The following is a 20,965-nucleotide window of genomic DNA, read 5'->3' as shown; positions in this document are numbered from 1 at the left end:
GGTTATCGGGCCGGGAACGCTGCCCCATCAGGACTTCTGCATCTGTTGCTGGAACGTGATCTCGATGAACTCGGCCGGCCGAACCATCGCCACCAGCACGGTCACGCGCAAGATGCCCTCGAGGATGTCATCGGGCGTCATCGTCTCGCCAAGCCCGACGTGCACGCTAAATGCGTCGTCCGGCACCGCACCGGCCAGGCCGCCGCGCTTCCAGATGCTGGTGAGGAAGTTCTGGATCATGCTTTTGATCGTGACCCACGTATTGGCAACGTTGGGCTCGAACACCAGCGCCTTGGCGGCAAGGCGGCACGATTCTTCGATCATGATCATCGTGCGGCGTACGTTGATATAGCGCCAGTCAAGGCTGTTGCCGTCCAGCGTGCGCGCACCCCAGACCAGAACGCCTTCACCGATAAAGCTGCGGATCGCGTTGATCGACTTGCCCTGCGTCGTCACGTTCAGGTCTTCCTGATCCGCCGCTGAGATGCTGACGGACGGCGAGACCACGCCAGCGAGGCTCACGTTGGCCGGCGCCTTCCAGACGCCGCGCGAGTTGTCGACCATCGTGTAGATGCCGGCCATCGCCGCGCTGGGCGGCAGCAGGTTCAGTTGGTACTTGATCTCGCCCAGCACCGTATTGAACAGCGGGCTGATCGACACCAGCGTCTTGTTCAGCAGCGCCTTGTTGCTGAGGATGGCGTCCTTTGACAGCGGCTGACCGTCCTTGTCCTTGACTGTGGTCCAGTCCTTCGCAATATCGGCGACAGCACCAAAGGTGTCCTTCGTCTTCTGCGGTGCATCGTCCGGCAGCGTATCGGGCAGATCGAGGTCTGCGCGCAGCAGCGGCATCAGCACATCGGTGTTGGCGATGTTCTCGTAGCTGATGTCCTTGTCGCCAACCACGGTGGTGTTAAGCCACGGGTAATAGGCCGACGCGAAGTCGAGATAGTTGATGCCGAGCGCGTTGCGGAAGTTGACTATGGGATCGCCGCCCGGGTCGTTGCGCGGCTTGTCGCCGCCCCAGATGTCGAGAATCGAAACGCGGTTGCGCATCTTGTCACCACAGTGCGCGAGCATTTCCTGCTGCAGGTCGTTACAAACCTCGGCCTTGAACTTCACCGCCTCCGGTACCACCAGCATCGTCGGCTCCTGCTCCTTGAGCAGCTCTCCGATGCCGTCCTTGAACTTCTGGACATCCAGGTCATCGGTGTAGCTGCCGACCGAGACGATGTAGCACGGCCCGCCGCCGTTCTGGAAGAAGTGGCGCAACGCCGAGTACAGCAGGTAGCCCCCGCCGTCCTTGCCGTCCGGCATTTGCAGCACGTAGTCCTTGCCTGCCACACGAAACGCGGCAATCGCCGACGGATCGGTCTTCTCCGCGATATTGAAACGCGGAAACGGCGCATAGCCGAAGTACTGGTGGTATTCGGCCATCGAACTGATGCGCCATGGCTTCATGGCGAGCGGCTTGTTGCGGTTGTCCGCGATCTCCGTATGGCCGATAAAAGCAGGCACTGCCGTCGCCACCTCCACCACGGAGTTGGGGAAGGCATTCTTCTCCACGATATAGACGCCTGGCGTCTTCATTGCACCCATTGCAAGCTCCCGATGAAATGGTTACCGACTGACAAAGATCTCCGATACATCGCACGGCGCACCGTCAACGACTTCACGTCGTAGTCCGTCAGGCGCTGCCATTGGCATGCGTGTCATCAGCACGCGCTCGGCGTTGCCCGTTCCGCGGCGCAACTGGAACCGGTGTGGCGGACGCTCCTGCAGCGCAATCGGCGCGAGCGAGCGGATCGTGATCGCTTCGCGTCCGTCCGGCAGCGTCTCGCGCGCCGGCTCGCCAAACGCGACGGCGTCGCCCAGATCGACAAGGCGTACGTCGTCCGCCCAGTCGCCGAGCAGAAGGTATTTCCAAGTCGTGGCACGTACCGGCAACTCCAGCGTCCAGGATTCGGCGGTCGCCCCTATCCACGCCGCAAGACTGTCGCAGCCCGACGGCGCGAGCGGCAGTTGCAACCGCGCCAGCACGCCGGCCCTGCCGCCCGCCTCGCTCGCCGCGTCTTGGCGCAACTGGCCCACCTGCTCGGGCGACGGCCGGAACGTGCCACCGGCGGCGAGCATGCGCACATCCGTGTAGCAAGCCCACTGCGGATCGGACGAATGCAGCGCCAGCGCCAGGCCATCAGTCAGCCAAGCATCGCGTTCGCTCCACAGGCCCGCCAACTGGCGCTCCGGCGCGAGCATGACGGCATGACGCGCATCGCCACGCAGATGCAAGTCAAAGCGGGCCATCAGCGCCGCTGCGGCCGGCTCCGCCCGCAGATGCAGCGCATCGGGCCAGCCCGGCGCGAAGTACGGATGACGCACGGTCAGGCTTGCAAGCGTGCGGTATCCAGGCATCGTCTCGCGGGTGGTACCGGGTTGGCTGGCCGCTGTCATCGCACCGCCCTCTGGGCATCGATATTGGGCTGGCTGACCAGCGTTTCCCGGCGGCTCGGCGCGTCGTCACCCAGGCAGACCAGCCGCACCCGGTACAACACCGATGGCAAGTAACGGCCGCCATGAATGCTCCACAAACTGTGCATCTCGCTATTGCTCAGGTTCTCGATGTTCAGGACCAGCCGATCGATGCGCGGGTCCAGGCCCGGCGAGTTCTGATGGTCGAATACCGGCCGCGCCTGGAAGTACGCGATGGCATCGGACAGAAAACGCAGTGCTTCGGGATAGCTCTGCCCGCTGAAGGTCGCCGCGCAGATCACCAGCAAGTTCAGGAACAGCGGCTCTGCGCCGCGCAGTTGCGTGCGTTGCTCGCTGCCGCCCCCGCCCGTGCGATGCGCCGCGGTGTCGCGCTCAACACCGCTGATGAACAACACCAGCTTGTTGCTCGCCGATGTCACCACGCCACCGCCGGGTTCTTGCAGGTTCGAGACCACGACCAGGTCTTCGGCCAGCACGAGACGCCGTCGCAAATGCTGGTTCAACTGCATCGCGAGATGGCCAAGGGCACTGTCAATCACGGTTGGTTGGCGAGTTGTCGCGGCTATGTTGCCGGGCACCGGCGTCCGTCGCGGACCGCCGTCAGCCGCAGCGCTTCGGGAATCGTTCGCCCGATATTGATGGGGCACCCGGCGACGAGCCATCGGTAGATTGCTGAAGTGCGATGCTGAAATCCTTAGGACATCGGTAACGTGTCTTGGCACACGTCGTCCGCCGTCAACAAAGCGCAGCTAGCCCACATGGTGAAAGACGCCAATGGAAGAAAACGCCAACGAGAACGGCGACTCGCGCAACGGCAAGAAGTGATGTGTTCGTGGGCCAACCATCCAGATGCACGCAACGCATTGGCAGGGCCGGGGTGACTCGGCACTGTTCAGCGCGGGTTGATCGGGAGCAATCTGGCCCTGTTGCTTGGTGGCAGGTCAGCCAGCCTGCTCTGCACCGGAGAGCGCAACTGCGAGCAATGGCGAGCATGGCCACCTTGTTGCTCTTGGGCATCGCCTTGCTCATGAACGCGGGGATGTACCCATCCCGCAGTTCAACATTGAACTCCGGCAACCGCGCAGCATTAACAACCGCTTCGGCAGTTTGATTTAGGTCATCTGACGCGTCCAACCCATGCCCTGATTCCGGCAGCCAGACGCAAGAGAACCGGTGCGATTTACATCGCGTACCGGTATATCATCCGGGGCGTTGCTTCTACGGAAAATCTGCTGCAACAAGCGGCATCCAAGCTAAAAAGGGTTTCCGGTATAGGGCACGTCATTTGTTATCAAAACAAAATAAAACAATACGCGCGAGTCAGGTCCATGAATACCAACCATAAACCTTCGGCACCGTTGCCCGAAGAGGAACACCATCCCGCCATCGTCCGCGTGGCTGACGCCACGATTCGCGATGCCAACACGCTGCTGCACTCCAGCGGCGGCATGGTCTTTGGCCGCGGCATGGTCGGCACCGTGCTGGCATTGGTGCTGGGCTTCCTCTGCCTGCTGGGCGTGCTGGCATTTCACTTTCCGCAGTACCTGACAACGCCAGAGCTGCGACGCTCGTACTCCGTGGATGTGATCCGGCAGATCCTGTTTTTCTCGCTGCTGATTTCCGGCGGCTTGTCGCTGGCGAATATCGTGCTGGATAACCGCCGCCGCCTGAACTGCCTGGCGTTTGTGTTCGTGGTGATCGCGGTGGCATTGGGCGGCTCACGCGTGCCGGTGGGCGATTTTCCGGACCACACGCCGTATATCGGCATGGACTGGTTCATTCTCGACCTGCTTGGCTCCACGGCCATCTTCGTGCTGCTCGAAAAGCTGTTCCCACTCTATAAGAAGCAGCCGGTGTTCCGCGCCGAGTGGCAGACCGACATGGCGCACTTCGCGGTCAACCACTTCATTGTGGGCCTGGTGCTGCTGGTGGTGAACTTCCTGATCCACCGCGTGTTCGGGTGGATGGTTCACGCAGAATTCCAGCAGATGGTGCAGCACATCTGGTTCATTCCGCAGTTGCTGCTGTGCATGCTGGTGGCCGACCTGATGGAGTACGTCACGCACCGCGCGTATCACGAGGTGCCGTTCCTGTGGCGCTTCCATGCCGTGCATCACAGCGTGAAGACGATGGATTGGCTGGCCGGCTCGCGCCAGCACATTCTTGAGTTGATCGTTACGCGTGTGGCCGTGCTCGGGCCGCTGTTCGTGCTGGGCTTTGACAAGGCGGTGGTCGATGTCTACATCATCATCGTGGGCTTCCAGGCGGTGTTCAACCACGCCAACGTGCACCTGCCGTGGGGGCCGTTGAAATACATCTTCGTGACGCCAGATTTTCACCACTGGCACCACTCGTCGGAAGACGAAGCCATCGACAAGAACTACGCTGCGCACTTCGCGTTCATCGACTACCTGTTCGGCACGGCGGTGAAATCGAAGAAGGCATTTCCGGAAAAATACGGCGTGGTGGGTGACTACATGCCTGACGGCTTCATCAACCAGCAGCGTTTTCCGTTCCAGCGTCAGAAGGGTTGAGCCGAAGACGCCTCATCATCATGCCAATCCACCCCGCTGCGTTGCACCTCATCCGTCGGCTCGGCCTCGAACCGCACCCGGAAGGCGGCTTCTACCGCGAGACCTATCGCAGCGAGGAACGCATCCAACGCGGCCGCATTGATGGTCAGACCGTCGAACGTGCGGCTGCCACCGCGATCTACTACCTGCTGGCAGATGATGCCTATTCGGCCTGGCATCGGATCCAGTCGGACGAGCTCTGGCATTTCCATACGGGCGATGCATTAGACGTGCATGTGTTGGAAGACGACGGTACGGTGCGCACGCATCGCCTGGGCCAAGTGGCCGAGGACGAGATGGCGGTGTACCAGGCGGTGGTGCCGGCGGGCCGGTGGTTTGCTGCCGAGCGGGTGGCCGGTGCGCACGGTTACGCGCTGGTTGGCTGCACGGTCGCGCCGGGTTTCGAGTTCAGTGAATTCGAATTGGCCGAGGGCGGTGTGCTGCTGGCAAGTCATTCGGCACATGGAGATCTAATCCGAAGGCTGCTACCCAAGCCTGCGGTGCGCTAGTCAGCACCACACCACACTCTCATAGCCAACCGTGCGACGGTAAACGCTCATGCCGCGCCAGGTGCTGTACTCCATGTACGCGCATGTCAGGACGACGATCCAGTTGGCGGCTGTGGTGGCTGCGGTGGACATATCCCCTCCCATCTCTGCCGTGCTCCGATAGCTGTCTTATCGGCACGGATTCAGCTTATGAGAGGGCAGCGCAAAGCCATTGTGCGAGCAATGATGGTTCTTGCCGCCTATTCTCAGGGGGATCTTTCGCGTCACGTCGCCGCTATGTGATGCACGATTGACGAGCCCTACGCCACTCGCCTCAGGGCGCGGAACACATCGGGCTCCCACAGGCGCATTGCCAGCAACAACGCCGTACCGCGCTTTTCGGCAAGCGGTGCATCGGCAGCCTCGTCATGCAAGGTGGCGGGCTTGGCGCGCAACCTGCGCAGCTCGGCCGGCAACTGCGCATACCCCGCCTTGGTCAGCATGCCATGGCTGAAATCCAGAGTCTCTTCCGCGCCGTCGAAGCGGCTTTCCATGAAGTCCGGCATGCCCCGTTACAGCCTGTGGGGAAACGGACGGACACCGTGCTGGTAGCCCGGCAGCCTGCGTGGCAGGTCGAACACATCTACGACTACTGAGACGCAATCCTGACCAATAAGCGCAGGGTTCATGCACCGCGGCACCCAAACTGATCTACGCTGGCGGTCTGCCTCCATCCATTGCCTCTTGGGAGAAGAACATCATGGCAACCGTCGGCTTCATCGGTCTGGGCATCATGGGCGCGCACATGGCCCGCAACCTGCTCAAGGGTGGCCACACCCTCGTAGTCAGCGGCAAGCACTCCGTGCCTGACGACCTGCGTGCGCAGGCGAAGGTCGTCGCCAATTCCGCCGCTGTGGCACACGCGGCGGATATCGTCATCACCATGGTGCCGGACACGTCAGACGTGGCGAACGTGCTGTTCGGTGAAGACGGCATCGCCCAAGGTCTTGCCGACGGCAAGCTGTTCATCGACATGAGTTCGATCTCGCCCCTCGAAACGCAGGCGTTTGCCAAGCGCGTCGAAGCACTGGGGGCCGACTACCTGGACGCGCCAGTCTCGGGCGGTGAAGTTGGTGCACGCGATGCCACGCTCACCATCATGGTCGGCGGCAAGGAAGCCACGTTCGAACGCGCCAAGCCGCTGTTTGCGTTGATGGGCAAGAACATCACGCACGTGGGTGCGTCGGGTGCCGGGCAAACGTGCAAGGTTGCCAACCAGATCATCGTTGCGTTGACCATCGAGGCGGTAGGCGAAGCGCTGCTGTTTGCCTCCAAGGCTGGAGCAGATCCGGCGCGCGTGCGCGAGGCGCTGATGGGCGGTTTTGCCTCATCACGCATTCTGGAGGTGCATGGCGAGCGCATGATCAAGCGCACATTCGACCCGGGCTTCCGTATCGAGCTGCACCAGAAAGACTTGAACCTGGCGCTTGAAGGTGCGCGCAAGCTCGGCATTGCCTTGCCAAACACGGCCAGCACGCAGCAGCTCTTCAGCGTATGCGCGGCCAATGGCGGCAAGGCGTGGGATCACTCGGCAATGGTAAAGGCGCTTGAGCTGATGGCAGACCACACCGTCGCCTGACCGCACGCAAAGCAACACGGCGCTGCGAGTCTGCCCGCAGCGCCACGTTCGGTCACAACATCAGAACATCAGAACGAGTGATGCACCCCGGTGCTGACAACGATCTGGCTGCGGTTGGCCGACACGCCCACGCCGTTGATCGCCGCCGATTGGGCGTCACCTGAGGCGCGCTGATACGTGCCCTGCAGGTACACCTGCGTGCGCTTGGAAAACGCATACACATTGCCCACGCTGAACTGGTTCCAGCGCGCGCTTTCGTACTTGCTGAAGGTGTAACCCACGTTGAGCGTGTTGGCGGCGCTGTAGTGCCACGCGGTGCCCAGATCGAAGTTCTGCGAGCGGGCATTAGCGCCACCCAGCGTAATGCGCGTCTGCGTGTAAACCGCATTGATCTGCACCGGCAGGTTGCTGAACTGGTACAGCGTGCCCGCACCGAACGACTTGACCGAGCTCATCGGCGTCATCACGCCCGGCACCAGCGTTGTACCCAGCGTGTTGGTAATCCCCAGGCGACCGGCAATGTCCAGCGTGCGGTCGTTCGACGCGGTGTAGGCCGCTGCCGCACGGAAGCCACCATTGCTGTAGTACGCGCCCAGGCTGTAGCTGCGGCTCTTCGACGGCGAACCCGGCACCTCCCCAAAACCGTACATGCCGCCCAGTTGCAGCCCGCCGAAGATGGGCGAGACATAGCGCACGGCGTTGTCGATCTGGAACTGGTTGGCCAGGTTGTCGAAGTTGCCCGGGTGGAACAGGTAGAAGTTGGTGAGCTGGAAGCCGTTGCTCAGGCGGCCGAGGTAGTCAAACATGAAATCCGCCTGATGGCCGAGCTGGATGTTGCCCAGGCGCTCGTTCGACAGACCAACCCATGCGGCGCGATTGAACAGCTTGCCAGCCACTACGCTGTTGCCGGTGTCACCGAGAAAACCCGATTCCAACTGGAAGATGGCCTGCGTGCCGCCGCCAAGATCTTCCGAGCCACGCAGGCCGAAGCGATCCGGCTGCATCGTACCCGGGTCCATACGCAGGGCCGAGCCGCTGGTCGCGCCGCTCTTCAGGTTGTTGATGTACGCCACGCCTTGGTCAAGGCTGCCATACAGCGTTACGTTGCTCTGCGCGGCTGCGGTACCTGCCAGGCCCATCGCCGCCCCAACGCCCACCATCGTGCACAGTGTCTTCCTCATTCTTGCTTCCTCCGTTGGCCAGGGTGTCGGGCCCTGCCGGTTGTTATCGCCTGCCTGGTGGCAGGCTGTTATTAATCGTTCCACCTATGAAACGACGTTTAAGAAATTGACAACGCAAAAAAAAGAGAGCGCGCGGCTGGTCAGGCCGGCGCTCAACGGCTTAAAGATCAACCACCAGCCGCTTGCCCTTGCAGCCGGATACGCAAACCATCATGGTCTGGTTGGAGGCACGCTCGCTCTTGGAGAGCACGCTGTCGCGATGCTCGGGTTCGCCCTCCAGCACGCGGGTCTCGCAGGAGCCGCACACGCCTTCCTTGCAGCTGTACTCGACCTCTACGCCCACTTCCAGCAGCGCGTCGAGCAGCGACTTGCCGGCGGGCACGCACAGCTCCGAGCCGGTGCGCGCGAGCTTGACCGTGTACTCACCCTCCTGCACCGACGACACTTCCGCATCCGCGGCAAAGCGTTCGATGTGGACATTGGTGTAGCCCAGCGCTTCGCATGCGGCCTCGAAAGCGCGCAGCATCGGGCCGGGTCCGCAGCAGTAGAAATGCGTATCCGCCGGATGCCCTGCGAGCAGCGCCTTCAAATCAGGCGGGCCGCCTGCATCTGCGTCGAAGTGAAAGCGCACGGCATCGCCATGGGCCGCCAGTTCATCGGCGAAGGCCGCTTCTGTGCGTGAGCGCGCGCAGTAGAGCATCGAGAATGTCTTGCCACGCTCTGCCAGCCGACGCGCCATGCACACGATGGGCGTCACGCCAATGCCACCGGCCACCAGCACCGTGCGCGGCGCGGCTTCATCCAATGCGAAGTTGTTGCGCGGGCCTCCGATCTTGAGCATCGAGCCCACACGCAGTTGCTCATGCACGTAGCGCGAGCCGCCGCGGCTATTGCGATCGAGCAGCACGCCAACCACGTAGCGGTCACGCACCTCCGGCGCACCGCATAGCGAGTAGCTGCGCACCAGACCATTGCCCAGGTGCAGGTCGATATGCGCGCCCGGTGCATATTCGGGCAGCGTCTTGCCGTCCACATCGCGCAGCTCCACGCTCACGATGCCCTGGGCTTCGTAGCGCATGGCGTGCACGCGCAGGTTGAGGGGGGGATTCGTACTCATGGCACTTCTCTCTGCAACGTTTCAGCGCTTTTCCGTGAGGAACTTGCCTTCCGGGCCAACGACGTTCTTCTGGCGGCGCGTGTTGCCGTCAATGCCACCGTCGATGGCCCATTCAGCAAACACAGTCGGGCCGGGTTCGAAATCGCGCGGCTGCCAATCGCCGTCGAGTTGGTCTTCATCGGCGTAGTACTCGATCAGGCCGCCGGCGGGGTTCTTGAAGTACCAGAAGTACGCCGACGAAATCGGGTGACGACCCGGGCCGAGTTGCGTATCCCAGCCACAACGCGAGACGTGCATGCCGCCGCCAAACACCTCGTGGATGTCGCGCACCGTGAAAGCCACATGGTTGAGCCCGCTCTTGGCTTGCGGTGTTTGCAACAGGAAAAGATCGTGGTGACCGCCTTCCGGTTCGCAACGCAGAAAGGCGCCGCGGCCTGGGTAGTGATCGGACGGCACGAAGCCGAGCTTGTCGATATAGAAGCGCTCCGTGGTCGCCACGTCCTTCACGAAGAACACCACGTGGCCCACTTCGATGGGCGTGGCGCGTTCGTAGATTGGGCTGGGCTGGTTCAAGCGCGGCTTGTCCGTCCAGGTGTTCATGGCGGCGCATTGCACCTCGACATCGCGCTTGGCGGTCAGCTGCACGCGCACGGCCAGACCGTTCGGGTCGGTGCAACCAACGCGGCCATCGGCGTTGACGTAGCCGGGCTGGTCCGCCAGCTTGTCGGCCAGGCGATCCAGTACGGCTTGCGAATCCGCGCCCCAGATCACCTCACGTAGTGTTGGGCCGGCTTCCATGGCGGGCGGCAGCGTTGCATCGTCGCTGCGCTTGACGCGTACACGGCAGCCGTTGAGCGTTTCGAACAGCAAACCGCTGGCGTCTTCTGCCTTCAGCGTGAGCCCCCAATCCTGGAAGAACTGCTGACAGGCGGCAAGGTCGTCGGCACCGTAGACGATTTCGTCGATGCCTCGAATGGTATTCATCTTCATCTCCTGCTTTGCGCCGCGTGGCCTTGGGTGGTCGGCGAGCGCTGTGATTCGTTGTGGGTTGTCAGTGCGCCGCGCCCGGGACAGCACGCGTGGCCGCCTCACCATTGCGCAGCAGGGCCAGGCCACACAGCAGCACGATCAGTTGGGTACCCACCAGGCTGCCGAAGCCCGCGGCAAGGCCACCGCCGCTCCCCAACCCGATCACGACACCCATGATGGCTGGCATGAAACCCGCCACCAGGCTACCGACGCCATTGGTGACGCCAAACGCGCACGCAACGTGCTGTGGCTTGGCGTTGAATTGCACGGTGCTGGGGATGGCCGGGCTCTGCAGGCCCCAGCACAGGCTGGCGGCCGTCAGCCAGTAAGCGGCGGCATAGCGGTCGGTACTATTGATGGCCAACAGCACTGCCACCGCCACGCCCAGGCTGCCAAACACAAAGATCAGCGGGATGCGGCGACGCGGGATGATATCCAGCAGCAGGCCGCCCAACAGCACGCCGAGCACGGCCGCGTACTGCGGCATGGACGCCATCCAGCCCATCTCGCGCAGGGAAAAGCCACGCGCTTCCTTCAGGTAGGTCGGCAACCAGTTACTGCTGCCCCACAGGTAGGAAAGGAAGGCGGCGGTCAGCACCGTCATGGTCAGGATATGGCGCGTGTGGAAGGCGCCGCGAAACATCTCGCCAACCGTGTTCAGCGCGGCCGGCAGCGATTCCGGCTTGGGGATGGCCGCGTAGCGAGCCGGCATGCGCACGAACGCCAGCACCAGCGGAATGCCCAAGAGCAGATTAAGGAGGCCGAGCAGATGGAACGACGCTTCCCAGTCGGCGCTGGCAATGGCGTAGCCCACCAGCGGATAGCCGACGGCCAAGCCGACACCTGTGCCCATGTTGAAGATCGCATTGGGCTTGCCGCTTTCCCGGCTGTCGAAATGGGCCTTGATGTAAGACGCGCCCAGCGAGAAGAGCGGCCCTTCGGCAAAACCCAGCACGAAGCGGGATGCCAACAGCTCCATGTAGCTGTTGAACCAGGGCGAAACCATGGTGATGACACCCCACAGCACCAGCCCATAGATCAGGCTACGGCGCACACCAAACAGCGCCGCGCAGAACGGGGTGAACACAATGGCCGACAAGCCATAGCCTGCCATGAACGCCGTCGCCAGCAGCCCTTGGCCGCTGCGGTCGCTCGCAGCAAGACCCACATGCTGCAGAAAATCATGCTGCGTGATCAGCACCGCAATATTGATGCGGTCGATATACGAAATGGCGACGACCAGGAACAACACGACCACGCCAAACCAGCGTTGCGCACTTGAGTTCATTGCGAGCTCCTTTGCGCGTTGCGTTGATGCGATTTCATTCTTTTGTCTCCTCACACCTGCCTTGGCTTCAAGGCTTCAAGGCTTCAAGGCTTCAATTGGCCCAGGCCAGCGGTTGTTCGTTCAGGCCCCAGTAGAGGCTCTTCTGCTCCATGTACTGCAGGATGCCCAGGCGGCCCTTCTCGCGGCCCAGGCCGCTGTCGCGCCAGCCACCGAACGGCGTCGAGATCGAGAACTGTTTGTACGTGTTAATCCACACGTTGCCGGCCTGCACCGCACGGCCGATGCGCCAGGCGCGCTTGTAGTCGCGCGTCCAGATGCCGGCGGCCAATGCGTAGACGCTGTCGTTGGCTTGCTCGATGAGTTCCTCCTCATCGTCAAACGGCATGGCGACTAGCACCGGGCCGAAGATCTCTTCTTGGCAGATGCGCGCGCTATTGGTCAGGCCTTCGATGATGGTGGGCGTGTAGAAGTAGCCCGACTCGCAGCCGGTGATTTCCGGGCGCAGGCCGCCGGTGCGCAGGTGACCGCCCTCTTCCACGCCCATTGCCACGTACGACTCGATGGTGTCGCGGTGGCGATCGGTGATCAGCGGGCCCATTTGCGTGGACTCATCAGCCGGGTTGCCAACACGCAGGCGTGCGGCGGCGGCCGCCAGGCGGTCCATGAACGGCTCATACAGGGCGCGTGCAACAAACAGGCGCGAACCCGCGATGCAAGACTCGCCCGACGAGCTGAAGATGCCGTACAGCACACCGTTGACCGCGTGGTCGAGATCGGCGTCTTCAAACACCATGGTGGGCGACTTGCCACCCAGCTCCAGCGACACCGGCATCATCTTGTCGGCCGCGATGTGCGCGATGTGGCGGCCGGTGTTCGTGCCGCCCGTGAACGACACGCGACGCACCAGCGGGTGCTTGGTGATCGCATCACCGATGATCGACCCCTTGCCCGGCAGCACGCTGATCATGCCCTTGGGCACGCCAGCTTCTTCGCAGATAGCGGCCAGTTCCAGCGCCATCAGCGGTGTGACCTCAGCGGGCTTGACGACGACGGCATTGCCGGCTGCCAGCGCGGGCGCCATCTTCTGCGCCTCGCTGGCGATGGGTGAATTCCATGGTGTGATGGCGGCCACCACGCCCATGGGCTCGTGCACGCTCATCGTCAGGCAGTCACCACGTGCGGGCGTCAGCGATTCCTCTAGCGTTTCGCAGGCGGCGCCGAAGAATTGGAACGTCGCAGCAGCACTCGCCACCAGGGCGCGCGTTTCGTTGATCGGCTTGCCGTTATCCAGGCGCTGGCGCTGGGCCAGGGCTTCGCTGCGCGAGCGGATCAGCTCGGCCACGCGGTACAGCACAGCCGCACGCTCATGCGGCTTGCGCTGCGCCCAGCCACTGGAGAGGAAGGCTCGGTAGGCACCGGCCACGGCCTCTTCCACATCAGCCACGCTGGCGGCGTTGAGTTCAGCCACGACTTCGCCCGTGGCGGGGTACCGCGTGACATAGCGCTCGCCGGTGCCGAGGCGCCATTCACCTGCAATGCAGATCGGCAGCAAAGCAGTTGCGGTTGGATTCAAGGTGGAGACAGTCATGGCGCAGTGGCCTCACTCAGATCGAAACAGCGTGCGCGCGGTTGCCCAGCGCACGCACCACGCTGAACACCGTCAGCGCAGAAGTCTTGGGATTGGCTGCCAGCGGTTTGCCGCGCATGGTCAGCTCGAAGCCGCCAAAAGCGCCGCGCGCCTCGACGTGGTGAATGTTCTCGTCCACCGTCGGATCGGCCAGCAGCTTGACGTGCGTGTGTTCGAGCCCCAGGCCCGCCAGCGACAGCGTGGCCGCCACATTGGCGTTCTTCGGAAACAGGCGCGCGGCCTCGCGAGCACTGCCTTCGAAAATCACGGTCGGCTCGCGCAGCGCATCCAGATCGAACTGCTGATCGGCCGGCGTGTCCTTCCAGGCGCGCGGGGGCTTGCGGCCGGTGTAGACCACCGCATCCAGCCCGCCAAGGCGTGCGGCGGCCAGCGCATCGATGGCACCGATGGCGCCCGACAGCAACTGCATCTGCGCGTTGCCACGCCGTGCTGCAGCTTCCAGGCGTTCGGCCATGCCCGGTTCGGACAACGCACCGACGGACACCACCAGGCAATCGATGCCCTGCTCCAACGCCGGCACCACGTGCTCTTCCAGTGCGTCGTGCCCGGCGCATTCGACCAGCAGGTCGGGGCGCGCATCGGCGGACAGATGCGTGACTACGCGTGCGTTCGGCGCGAGCGGGGCAATGGCCTCGCGCGCCTTATCCATCGCGTGCTCGGGCACGATCACGGCATCAAAGCAGACGTCTGGATCGCTCTTGAGCAGCTCCAGAACGCCCTGCCCGATCGCTCCGCAACCGACCATCGATACATGCAGCATGTCCGGCTCCTTGGGTTGGCTCAGTTGCTGGCTCACGCCACCACCGTGGTGCGCTCGGCTGCGCGTTCGCCCTGGCCTTCCTTGGCCTGCTGGTTGACCGGCGGGCCCGCAAAGATGGTCTTGAAGCTGCCGATGGAGAGCATGTCGATCTCCAGCAGGAACGGGCCTTCGCCCGAAGCTGCCTCTTTCAGAGCGTCGCCCACGTCGGCCAGATCCGACACGCGGCGATGGCGCAACTGCAGGGATTGCGAGAGCGCCGTGTAGTCCGGCGTGTGCAGATCCACGTAATGACGGCGGCCGCCATACTGCGCGTCCTGGATGTTCTTGATGACGCCGTAGCCCTTGTCGTTCATCAGCACGATGACGAGGTTGGCGCGCTCCTGCACAGCAGTAGCCAGCTCACCCAGGTTCAGGATGAAACCGCCGTCGCCGGCCAGGCAGAAGGTGGTCTTGCCCGAAGCGGTTGCCGCGGCACCGATGGCCGCGCCGATGCCCATCGCCAGGCCCTGGCCGATGCCGCCGCCCAGGGCATGCACGCCCGCACGCGAATCGAAAATACGCAGGTGACGGTTGCCCCAGGTGCTGTTGGAGACGGTCACATCGCGCACCCAGTTGAACTCACGACCGACGGCAGCTTGGAGGGCTTCCACCAGCTTCGAGTACGGGCCGAGACCATCGACCAGTGCACCAACAGCCGTCTCATGTGCAGCACGCAGGTCGCCGGCAAATGCCGCATCGATCTGCATCTTCTTCTCCAGCCGGTCGGCCAGACCGTCCAGCGCGAGGGCCGAATCACCGCAGACGAAGTAGTCGCTGGCGTAGCAACGGCCTTCGGCCGAAGCATCCGCGTCAATGCGGTACAGCGGACGCGGCAGCTTCAGTTCGTACTTGAGCGTTTCATTGCCACGCAGGCGCGAGCCGACCACGACCATCGCATCGCACGTCTGGTAGAACGCTTCGACCGGCTTGTGCAGGTTGAAGGCACCCAACGAGCGCGGATCGTCTTCCGGCACGATGCCGCGGCCTTGCGTGCTGGTGACCACACCAAAGCCCAAGTCCATCAGGCGCTTGACCTGCTTGGCGGCATGACGGGCACCACCGCCCAGCCACAGCATCGGGCGGCGCGCGCGCGACAGGCGCTCTGCCAGCTCATCCAGCGCGTGGGCCGACGGCACATGCTGCGGCACCAGCAGCGGGCGCAGGTCGTCCGGCATCGGGATCAGCGCGGCCTGGATGTCGATGGGAATCTCCACGCTCACCGGGCCGGTCGGAGCGGTCAGTGCGGTCTGCACGGCCAGCTTGATCGTGCTGATGGCGGTGTCCGCGCTGCGGATGCGGAAGGCAGCCTTGGAGACGGCCTTGAGCATCGTGAGCTGATCCGGTGCCTCGTGGATGTAGGCGAGGCTCTGGTCCAAGTAAGGCGTTTCGATCTGGCCGGTGATATGCAGCAGCGGCGTACCTGCGGTCAGCGCTTCGACCATCGCGCCTGCTGCATTGCCGGCAGCCGTGCCAGTGCTGGTCAGGCACACGCCCAGGCCACCCGTAGTGCGGGCATACGCGTCGGCCATGTTGGTGCCGCCGGCTTCACCGCGTGCCGGAATGAAGCGGATCTTGCCGCGCTCGCCCATCGCGTCGAGGATGGGCATGTTGTGGATGGAGATCACACCAAAGGCGGCCTTGACCTCGCAGGCTTCCAGGAAGGCTGCAATGGCGCAGCCCACCGTAACCAGTTGTTGTTCCTGTTGTTGTCGTTTAAGCATGACGGGAGTGTCCTCCGGAGATATCGATATGGCTGCCCGTGGTGTACGAAGACAACGGCGAGGCAAGGAACAGAATGGCGCGGGCTGCTTCTTCGGGCAGGCCCAGGCGGCCAAGGGGAATATGTTTTTGCGCGGCCAGGCGGCGCGTCCACGCGGCCCAGTCGAGATGACGATCTTCTTCAGCGCGTGCTTCGAAGCGGCGGCGCCACTGGCCCGACTCGACCAGCCCGATCAGAATGCCGTTGACGCGCACGCCCTTCGGCGCGAACTCGGTGGCCATCGAGCGCACCAGGTTGAGCACCCCCGCACGCGCGGCCGACGTGGCCACCATGTGGGGCTCGGGCTGCTGCGCCAGGAGCGAATTCACACAGACGATGGCGCCGTGCTCCGAGCGCTCCAGTTGCGGCATGAGCGCGCGCGTCGGGTGGATGACGGAAAAGAACTTGAGATGCAGCTCTTGCGTCCACGCGGCATCGTCGGTATCGGCAAAGGTCGAGACGCGGCCCTGGCCGGCGTTGTTGACCAGCATGTCGATGGGGCCAAGCTCCTGCTCCACCGCATCAGCAAACGCAGCCATCTGCGCTGCATCAAGCACGTCGCAGGTTGCGGCAAACAGCTTGGCGCCCGGGAATCGACTACGCAGACGCTGCTCGGCTTGCGCGAGGCGCTCCGCATTGCGGCCGCACAGCGCCACAGCTGCACCGGCCTCCAGCAGCAGTTCAACGGTGGCGAAGCCGATGCCGGAGGAGCCTCCGGTCACCACGGCAGCCTTGCCTGTCAGATCAATCATCGGCATGGTCATTCCCGGAACAGGTTGACGACCTTGCCGCTAGCGGGGCGGTAGTCCAGCAGGTACGACAGCTCACCGGCGGCGGCGCGCACCTTGTCGATCATCGAATCCAGCTGTGCAGGCTCGATGCGCGGTGACGGGATCGTCGTGCCGAGCGCGGCCACCACCTTGCCGCCGCGGTCCAGCACGGGGGCGGCAATCGTGGAGATGTTGGCCTCGAAGAAGCCCTCTTGCAGCACGTAACCGTGTTCGCGATCACGCTGGACCATTTCAAACAGTTCTTCCACCGTGCGTGGCGTGTTGGCGGAGAACACCTCCAGCTGTGGCTCCGGATAGAGCTGGCGCAACTCAGCCAGCGACAGATCCGCCAACAGCACGCGGCCCAGCACCGTGGCATGCGCAGGCAAGCGCGTGCCAACATTGACGGAGCTCGTGAACGGCGTGGGCGCCACCGATTTCGCCACGTAGACGATAGAGCGGCCATCGCGCACCACGAGGTTGCACGGATAGTGGATGTCGTCGCGCAGGCGGTCGAGCAGCGGACGGCCCAGCTCGGTCAACTCCAGCGAGGCGAGGTATTCAAAGCCCAGGCGCAGCACGGCCATGCCGAGGCGGAAATCACGGCCACCGTCGACGCGCTCCACGAAGCCCATCACTTCAAGCGTGGTGAGCAGGCGGAACACTGTCGAGCGCGGCACCTTAAGTCGGCGCGCCAGTTCCGGCGCAGACAGCACGCGGTCTTTGTGGCTGAACTCGCACAGCAGGCGCAGGCCGCGTTCGAGCCCGGGCACGATGTACTTTTCCTGCACGTCTTCTGAGATGAGGTCGTTGCTCATACGTGTTGGCGCTTACGCGTTTCGGGAATGGGAGAGGACGGCTTGTTCGATCCAGCCAGCAACGGCATCAGGCGCATCGATATAGGAGGCATGCCCGGCAGACGGCACGAGCGCAAACGGCAGGCCGAAGGTCTCAGCCAGGGCTGCACAGCCTTGCGGCGGCGTGATGCCGTCAACATCGCCACAGGCCACGCGGGCAGGTGTCGATGCCGGGCGCTTGCGCAGATAGGCGCCGATGTCGTCGCCGCTGAGCATCGCCACGGCCTGGCGATAGCCGCCATCGTTCAGGCGCTTCATGTTCCAGTGCACCCATGCGCGCTCTTCGTCGGAGGCATTCGGGCGCAGCAGATGTGCGTGGCGCGATTCCGCCATGCCATCAATGCCAAGCTGGCCGAGCGTTGCTAGACGCTGTGCCTGCACCGTGCGGGATTTTTCTTCCTGGCCCGGTTGGCCGTAGCCTTGCGCAGGGTTCAGGAGCAACAGGCACTTCGCCTGCATCGCTGCCGGCGCTTCGGCCACATACGCCGAGGCCATCAGCGCACCCAGCGAATGCCCGACGATCGCGCCAGGCTTCACCTGCAACACCGAGAGCCACGCCTGCAAGCGCACCGCATAGTCGGCAGCGCGCGGCTCGGCTTGTTCCAGCGGCGTGGAGTTACCGTAACCCGGTGCATCCCACGCGAACACACGCATGGTTTGCGAAAGAACTTGCGCGCAAGGCAGCCACGATGCGGCGCTGGAGCTGATGCCGTGCAACAGCACCACCACCGGCCCGCGCTCGCCCCATTGCCGGTAGCCGATGCGATCGCCTTGCTCGTTGATCGCGACGGTGTGTTCGGCAAACTCGGCGCCGAGCACGGCAAGCGCGTCGACAACGCGGAATGGGGGGGAAGACATGACAGCCTGCGCGTTCATGGCATCAACGCTTGATCTTGGCGAGCGGGTGCTCGGGCGGATACGTGGGCGTGATCGGCTTCTTGGCGCCGAGCATCACGCACATCAGCGCATCTTCATCGCCGATGTTGATTTCTTCGCGGTACACGCCCGGCGGCACCGAGACCAGATCACGATCCGTCAGGATCGTCTCAAAGCGCTCGCCGTCCTTCTCCAGGACCAGCTTGAGCTTGCCGCGGATGACGAAGAACACCTCTTCCACATCGATGTGCAGGTGCGGCGGGCCTTCGTGGCCAGCCGGGATGACCATGGTCGAAAACGTGAAGTGTTCAGACGGCACCGTGTTTGTGTCGGCCGCGACGCCCGTGCCGCCCGTGCCGAGGTAGCGCATTTGCGCACGGCGGTATTTCGGGTCGTAGTCGGCCTGGAACTTGAGGGCGTCCCAGTCGTAGCGGCGGGTGGCGAAGCGCGCCACGCGGCTGTTCATCCAGTCTTCAAACGACGCGCCTTCCGGGCGGTCCCACGTGCGCTGCACTTGCTGTTGTTCGGAGAGATCGCTCATCGAATACCTCTTCTCAATGGTGTTTGGTTACGTGACTGCGTTACTGCATGACAAAACCGCCGTTGACGGCCAGTGTCTGGCCCGTCACGAATCGGGAGAGATCGGACAGCGCGAACAGCACGGCGCCGCAGACATCGTCGGGCACCTGATCGCGCGAGATGGCACGCTGATCGCGGTACAGCGCATGCCGGTGCGCCGGCACGTATTCGGTGGCTTCCACCAGCGTCAGGCCCGGGGCGATGGCGTTGACGGTGATGCCATCTGCGCCGCATTCGCGCGCCAATGACTTGGTCATGCCGATGACGGCGCTCTTGCTGGCCACATAGGCCAGCAGGTTCGGGGCGCCCCACAGTGGCGTGTCCGACGACAGGTTGACGATGGCGCCACGGCCCGACGCCTTGAGCGCCGGCAGGCAGGCCGTCGTCATCAACCAGGTGCCGCGCACGTTGACGTTCATCACGCGGTCCCAGGTGTCGATGTCAATGGACGAGGCATCGCGCCCGCCCGAGTTGGTGATGGCCGCGTTGTTGACGAGGCCGTCAAGACCACCCAGTGCCTGCGCAGCCGCGGCGGCGCAGGCCTGGATCGAAGCGGGGTCACCCAAGTCGAGCGCAAAACCATGAGCTTCGAAGCCAGCCGCACGCAGTGCTGCGGCCTCTTCTTGCACACGCTCACCCAGAATGTCAGCCAGCGCGACCGCGCCACCGGCTTCGGCGATGGACTTGGCAAACGCCAGACCCAGTCCGCGTGCCGCGCCCGTCACGAGCACCTTGCGGCCGGCCAGCAGTCCGGTGGCTGGATTGCGCTCAGGCATGTTGGGCTTCCGAAGCGATGGGCTTGAGCATGGCGACCGGCGCGTCGGCCAGTTCGGCGGCAGCGCGGCGTGCCAGCAAACGGCGGATACGCGTGATGCCGATGTCGTGCTGGTACAGCGTCTCGTGGTCGCGCGCCTCAGGTGCCATCGATTCAAGCACCACGCGGTCCTGCTCGAGCACGTCCCAGTGCAGGCCTTCCAGACGGTTGCGGTACAGGAAGCGCCACACATCGCGCTCCCAGCCTTGCACGTGGCGCGTGCGCCAGAAATAGACGATGCAATGCTCTTCATCCACCGGTGTGGTGATGCCGATGATGGTGAACGGGCCACCCGGGCCAACCTTCGGCTGATACGGAATCGACAGGCGCAGCCACATCGTGCCGGTCTCGCCAAACTCGGTCCAATCGAAGTTCACGCCGCGCTGGCCGGTCTTCTGGAACATGATGCCGTGCTCCGTTTCCAGCACTTCCATCACGGCCTTTTTCTCGCCGCTGGCCATCGAATGCGACACCGCGTGCAGGTAGGCACCGTGCATCGGGTCCATGACGTTGTCGATGGCGTAGCGGTAGTTGACGTTCCAGTGCGCGAAGCAGAGGAAGTGGCTGTGCTCTTCATTGGTCAGCTCTTCGGGCAGGCGCAACGTGCCGACGGCGTCGTCATATTCCGACGGAGCCTTGTCGCCAAACCACAGGAAGATGGCACCGGCACGTTCCTGCACCGGGTAGCTACGCACGCAGGTCTTGCCCTCCATGGGGCAGCTATCGACTGCCGGCACGCTCGCGACCGTGCCCTGGCCGTTCACCTCGACACCGTGGTACCAGCAGGCCACGTGGTCGCCCAGGTTCCAGCCCATCGACAGGCGCGCGCCGCGGTGCGGGCAGCGGTCTTCCAGTGCATGCACCTGACCGGCGGTATCACGCCACAGCACGATGTTCTGGCTCAGGCGGGTGATGCCCACTGGCGCGTTCTTCACGTTCCACGATGCCGCCACCGGATACCAGTAGTTGCGCAGACCCGTGTTGATGCGCGCTTCCTTCTGCGCTTCCTTGTTGCTTTCCATTGCTTGCCTCGCTTGATGGGGTTGCGCCGGCTGCCTCTG

At 63.6% G+C, this 20,965-nt stretch carries 21 protein-coding genes; 3 read left to right on the top strand and 18 right to left on the bottom strand.

Features of this window, described 5'->3' with window-relative positions; translation table 11 throughout:
* Positions 1-27 precede the first annotated feature (27 nt).
* From JHD73_RS03705 to JHD73_RS03695, 3 genes are read right to left on the bottom strand one after another with little or no spacing between them, the layout of a single operon-like run.
* Complete coding sequence (locus JHD73_RS03705; protein WP_199027875.1) at positions 28-1,596, bottom strand: phage tail sheath C-terminal domain-containing protein; 1,569 nt, start codon at positions 1,594-1,596, stop codon at positions 28-30.
* A 21-nt stretch (positions 1,597-1,617) separates the two neighbouring features.
* A complete protein-coding gene (locus JHD73_RS03700) occupies positions 1,618-2,448 on the bottom strand; it encodes a hypothetical protein (RefSeq protein ID WP_199027873.1) in 831 nt (276 codons plus the stop codon).
* The gene (locus JHD73_RS03695) at positions 2,445-2,996 is read right to left on the bottom strand and encodes a DUF4255 domain-containing protein (RefSeq protein ID WP_199027871.1); all 552 of its coding nucleotides are present in this window, start codon (positions 2,994-2,996) and stop codon (positions 2,445-2,447) included. The genes JHD73_RS03700 and JHD73_RS03695 overlap by 4 nt, the downstream gene beginning before the upstream one ends.
* Before the next feature lie 819 nt (positions 2,997-3,815).
* Between JHD73_RS03695 and JHD73_RS03690 the strand changes: the two genes are divergently transcribed.
* Together JHD73_RS03690 and JHD73_RS03685 are read left to right on the top strand one after the other, a co-directional pair.
* Positions 3,816-5,021 carry a sterol desaturase family protein gene (locus tag JHD73_RS03690; protein ID WP_199027869.1) on the top strand — a complete coding sequence of 402 codons (1,206 nt, stop codon included), beginning with the start codon at positions 3,816-3,818 and terminating at the stop codon, positions 5,019-5,021.
* A gap of 20 nt (positions 5,022-5,041) precedes the next feature.
* Entirely contained in the window at positions 5,042-5,569 is a 528-nt protein-coding gene (locus tag JHD73_RS03685; RefSeq protein ID WP_199027867.1) for a cupin domain-containing protein, read from the top strand.
* On the opposite strand, the gene JHD73_RS29485 is transcribed toward JHD73_RS03685, so the two are convergent.
* A complete protein-coding gene (locus JHD73_RS29485; protein WP_269848262.1) occupies positions 5,570-5,701 on the bottom strand; it encodes a hypothetical protein in 132 nt (43 codons plus the stop codon). It lies immediately after the preceding gene.
* A 167-nt stretch (positions 5,702-5,868) separates the two neighbouring features.
* The gene (locus JHD73_RS03680) at positions 5,869-6,102 is read right to left on the bottom strand and encodes a hypothetical protein (RefSeq protein WP_233176769.1); all 234 of its coding nucleotides are present in this window, start codon (positions 6,100-6,102) and stop codon (positions 5,869-5,871) included.
* 206 nt (positions 6,103-6,308) lie between these two features.
* On the opposite strand from JHD73_RS03680, the gene JHD73_RS03675 reads away from it, so the two are divergent.
* Positions 6,309-7,187, top strand: coding sequence for a 2-hydroxy-3-oxopropionate reductase (locus tag JHD73_RS03675; RefSeq protein WP_199027863.1), 879 nt, complete (start codon positions 6,309-6,311; stop codon positions 7,185-7,187).
* A gap of 68 nt (positions 7,188-7,255) precedes the next feature.
* Here JHD73_RS03675 and JHD73_RS03670 read toward each other — a convergent pair whose 3' ends face one another.
* The 13 genes from JHD73_RS03670 to JHD73_RS03610 all read right to left on the bottom strand — a co-directional run bounded on the left by JHD73_RS03670 (position 7,256) and on the right by JHD73_RS03610 (position 20,926).
* On the bottom strand, positions 7,256-8,368 hold the full coding sequence (locus JHD73_RS03670) for a porin (protein WP_233176768.1): 1,113 nt from the start codon (positions 8,366-8,368) through the stop codon (positions 7,256-7,258).
* Between the two features lie 160 nt (positions 8,369-8,528).
* Complete coding sequence (locus tag JHD73_RS03665) at positions 8,529-9,485, bottom strand: PDR/VanB family oxidoreductase (RefSeq protein ID WP_199027861.1); 957 nt, start codon at positions 9,483-9,485, stop codon at positions 8,529-8,531.
* Between the two features lie 21 nt (positions 9,486-9,506).
* On the bottom strand, positions 9,507-10,469 hold the full coding sequence (locus tag JHD73_RS03660; protein WP_199027859.1) for a VOC family protein: 963 nt from the start codon (positions 10,467-10,469) through the stop codon (positions 9,507-9,509).
* A gap of 67 nt (positions 10,470-10,536) precedes the next feature.
* The gene (locus JHD73_RS03655) at positions 10,537-11,802 is read right to left on the bottom strand and encodes an MFS transporter (protein ID WP_199027857.1); all 1,266 of its coding nucleotides are present in this window, start codon (positions 11,800-11,802) and stop codon (positions 10,537-10,539) included.
* A gap of 91 nt (positions 11,803-11,893) precedes the next feature.
* Positions 11,894-13,390, bottom strand: coding sequence for an aldehyde dehydrogenase (locus JHD73_RS03650; RefSeq protein ID WP_199027855.1), 1,497 nt, complete (start codon positions 13,388-13,390; stop codon positions 11,894-11,896).
* A 16-nt stretch (positions 13,391-13,406) separates the two neighbouring features.
* On the bottom strand, positions 13,407-14,210 hold the full coding sequence (locus tag JHD73_RS03645; RefSeq protein ID WP_199027906.1) for an aspartate dehydrogenase: 804 nt from the start codon (positions 14,208-14,210) through the stop codon (positions 13,407-13,409).
* A gap of 32 nt (positions 14,211-14,242) precedes the next feature.
* Complete coding sequence (locus JHD73_RS03640) at positions 14,243-15,970, bottom strand: thiamine pyrophosphate-binding protein (protein WP_199027853.1); 1,728 nt, start codon at positions 15,968-15,970, stop codon at positions 14,243-14,245.
* Positions 15,963-16,766 (bottom strand): SDR family oxidoreductase, encoded by an 804-nt coding sequence (locus JHD73_RS03635; protein WP_199027851.1) that lies wholly within the window; start codon positions 16,764-16,766, stop codon positions 15,963-15,965. The genes JHD73_RS03640 and JHD73_RS03635 overlap by 8 nt, the downstream gene beginning before the upstream one ends.
* 2 nt (positions 16,767-16,768) lie before the next feature.
* Entirely contained in the window at positions 16,769-17,596 is an 828-nt protein-coding gene (locus tag JHD73_RS03630; protein WP_199027849.1) for an IclR family transcriptional regulator, read from the bottom strand.
* A 12-nt stretch (positions 17,597-17,608) separates the two neighbouring features.
* Positions 17,609-18,511 (bottom strand): alpha/beta fold hydrolase, encoded by a 903-nt coding sequence (locus tag JHD73_RS03625; RefSeq protein WP_199027847.1) that lies wholly within the window; start codon positions 18,509-18,511, stop codon positions 17,609-17,611.
* Positions 18,512-18,515: 4 nt separating this feature from the next.
* Complete coding sequence (locus JHD73_RS03620) at positions 18,516-19,052, bottom strand: cupin domain-containing protein (protein WP_199027845.1); 537 nt, start codon at positions 19,050-19,052, stop codon at positions 18,516-18,518.
* 40 nt (positions 19,053-19,092) lie between these two features.
* Positions 19,093-19,866: an SDR family oxidoreductase gene (locus tag JHD73_RS03615; RefSeq protein ID WP_199027843.1), complete on the bottom strand. Its 774-nt coding sequence runs from the start codon at positions 19,864-19,866 to the stop codon at positions 19,093-19,095.
* Entirely contained in the window at positions 19,859-20,926 is a 1,068-nt protein-coding gene (locus JHD73_RS03610) for an aromatic ring-hydroxylating dioxygenase subunit alpha (protein WP_199027841.1), read from the bottom strand. Before JHD73_RS03610 ends, JHD73_RS03615 begins: the two co-directional genes overlap by 8 nt.
* Between the last annotated feature and the right edge of the window lie 39 nt (positions 20,927-20,965).

This window comes from Ralstonia sp. ASV6, assembly GCF_016429285.1.
Classification (GTDB): Bacteria; Pseudomonadota; Gammaproteobacteria; order Burkholderiales; family Burkholderiaceae; genus Ralstonia; species Ralstonia flaminis.
Note: the sequence above shows the minus strand (reverse complement) of the source record. Positions and strands in the feature narration are given on the sequence as shown.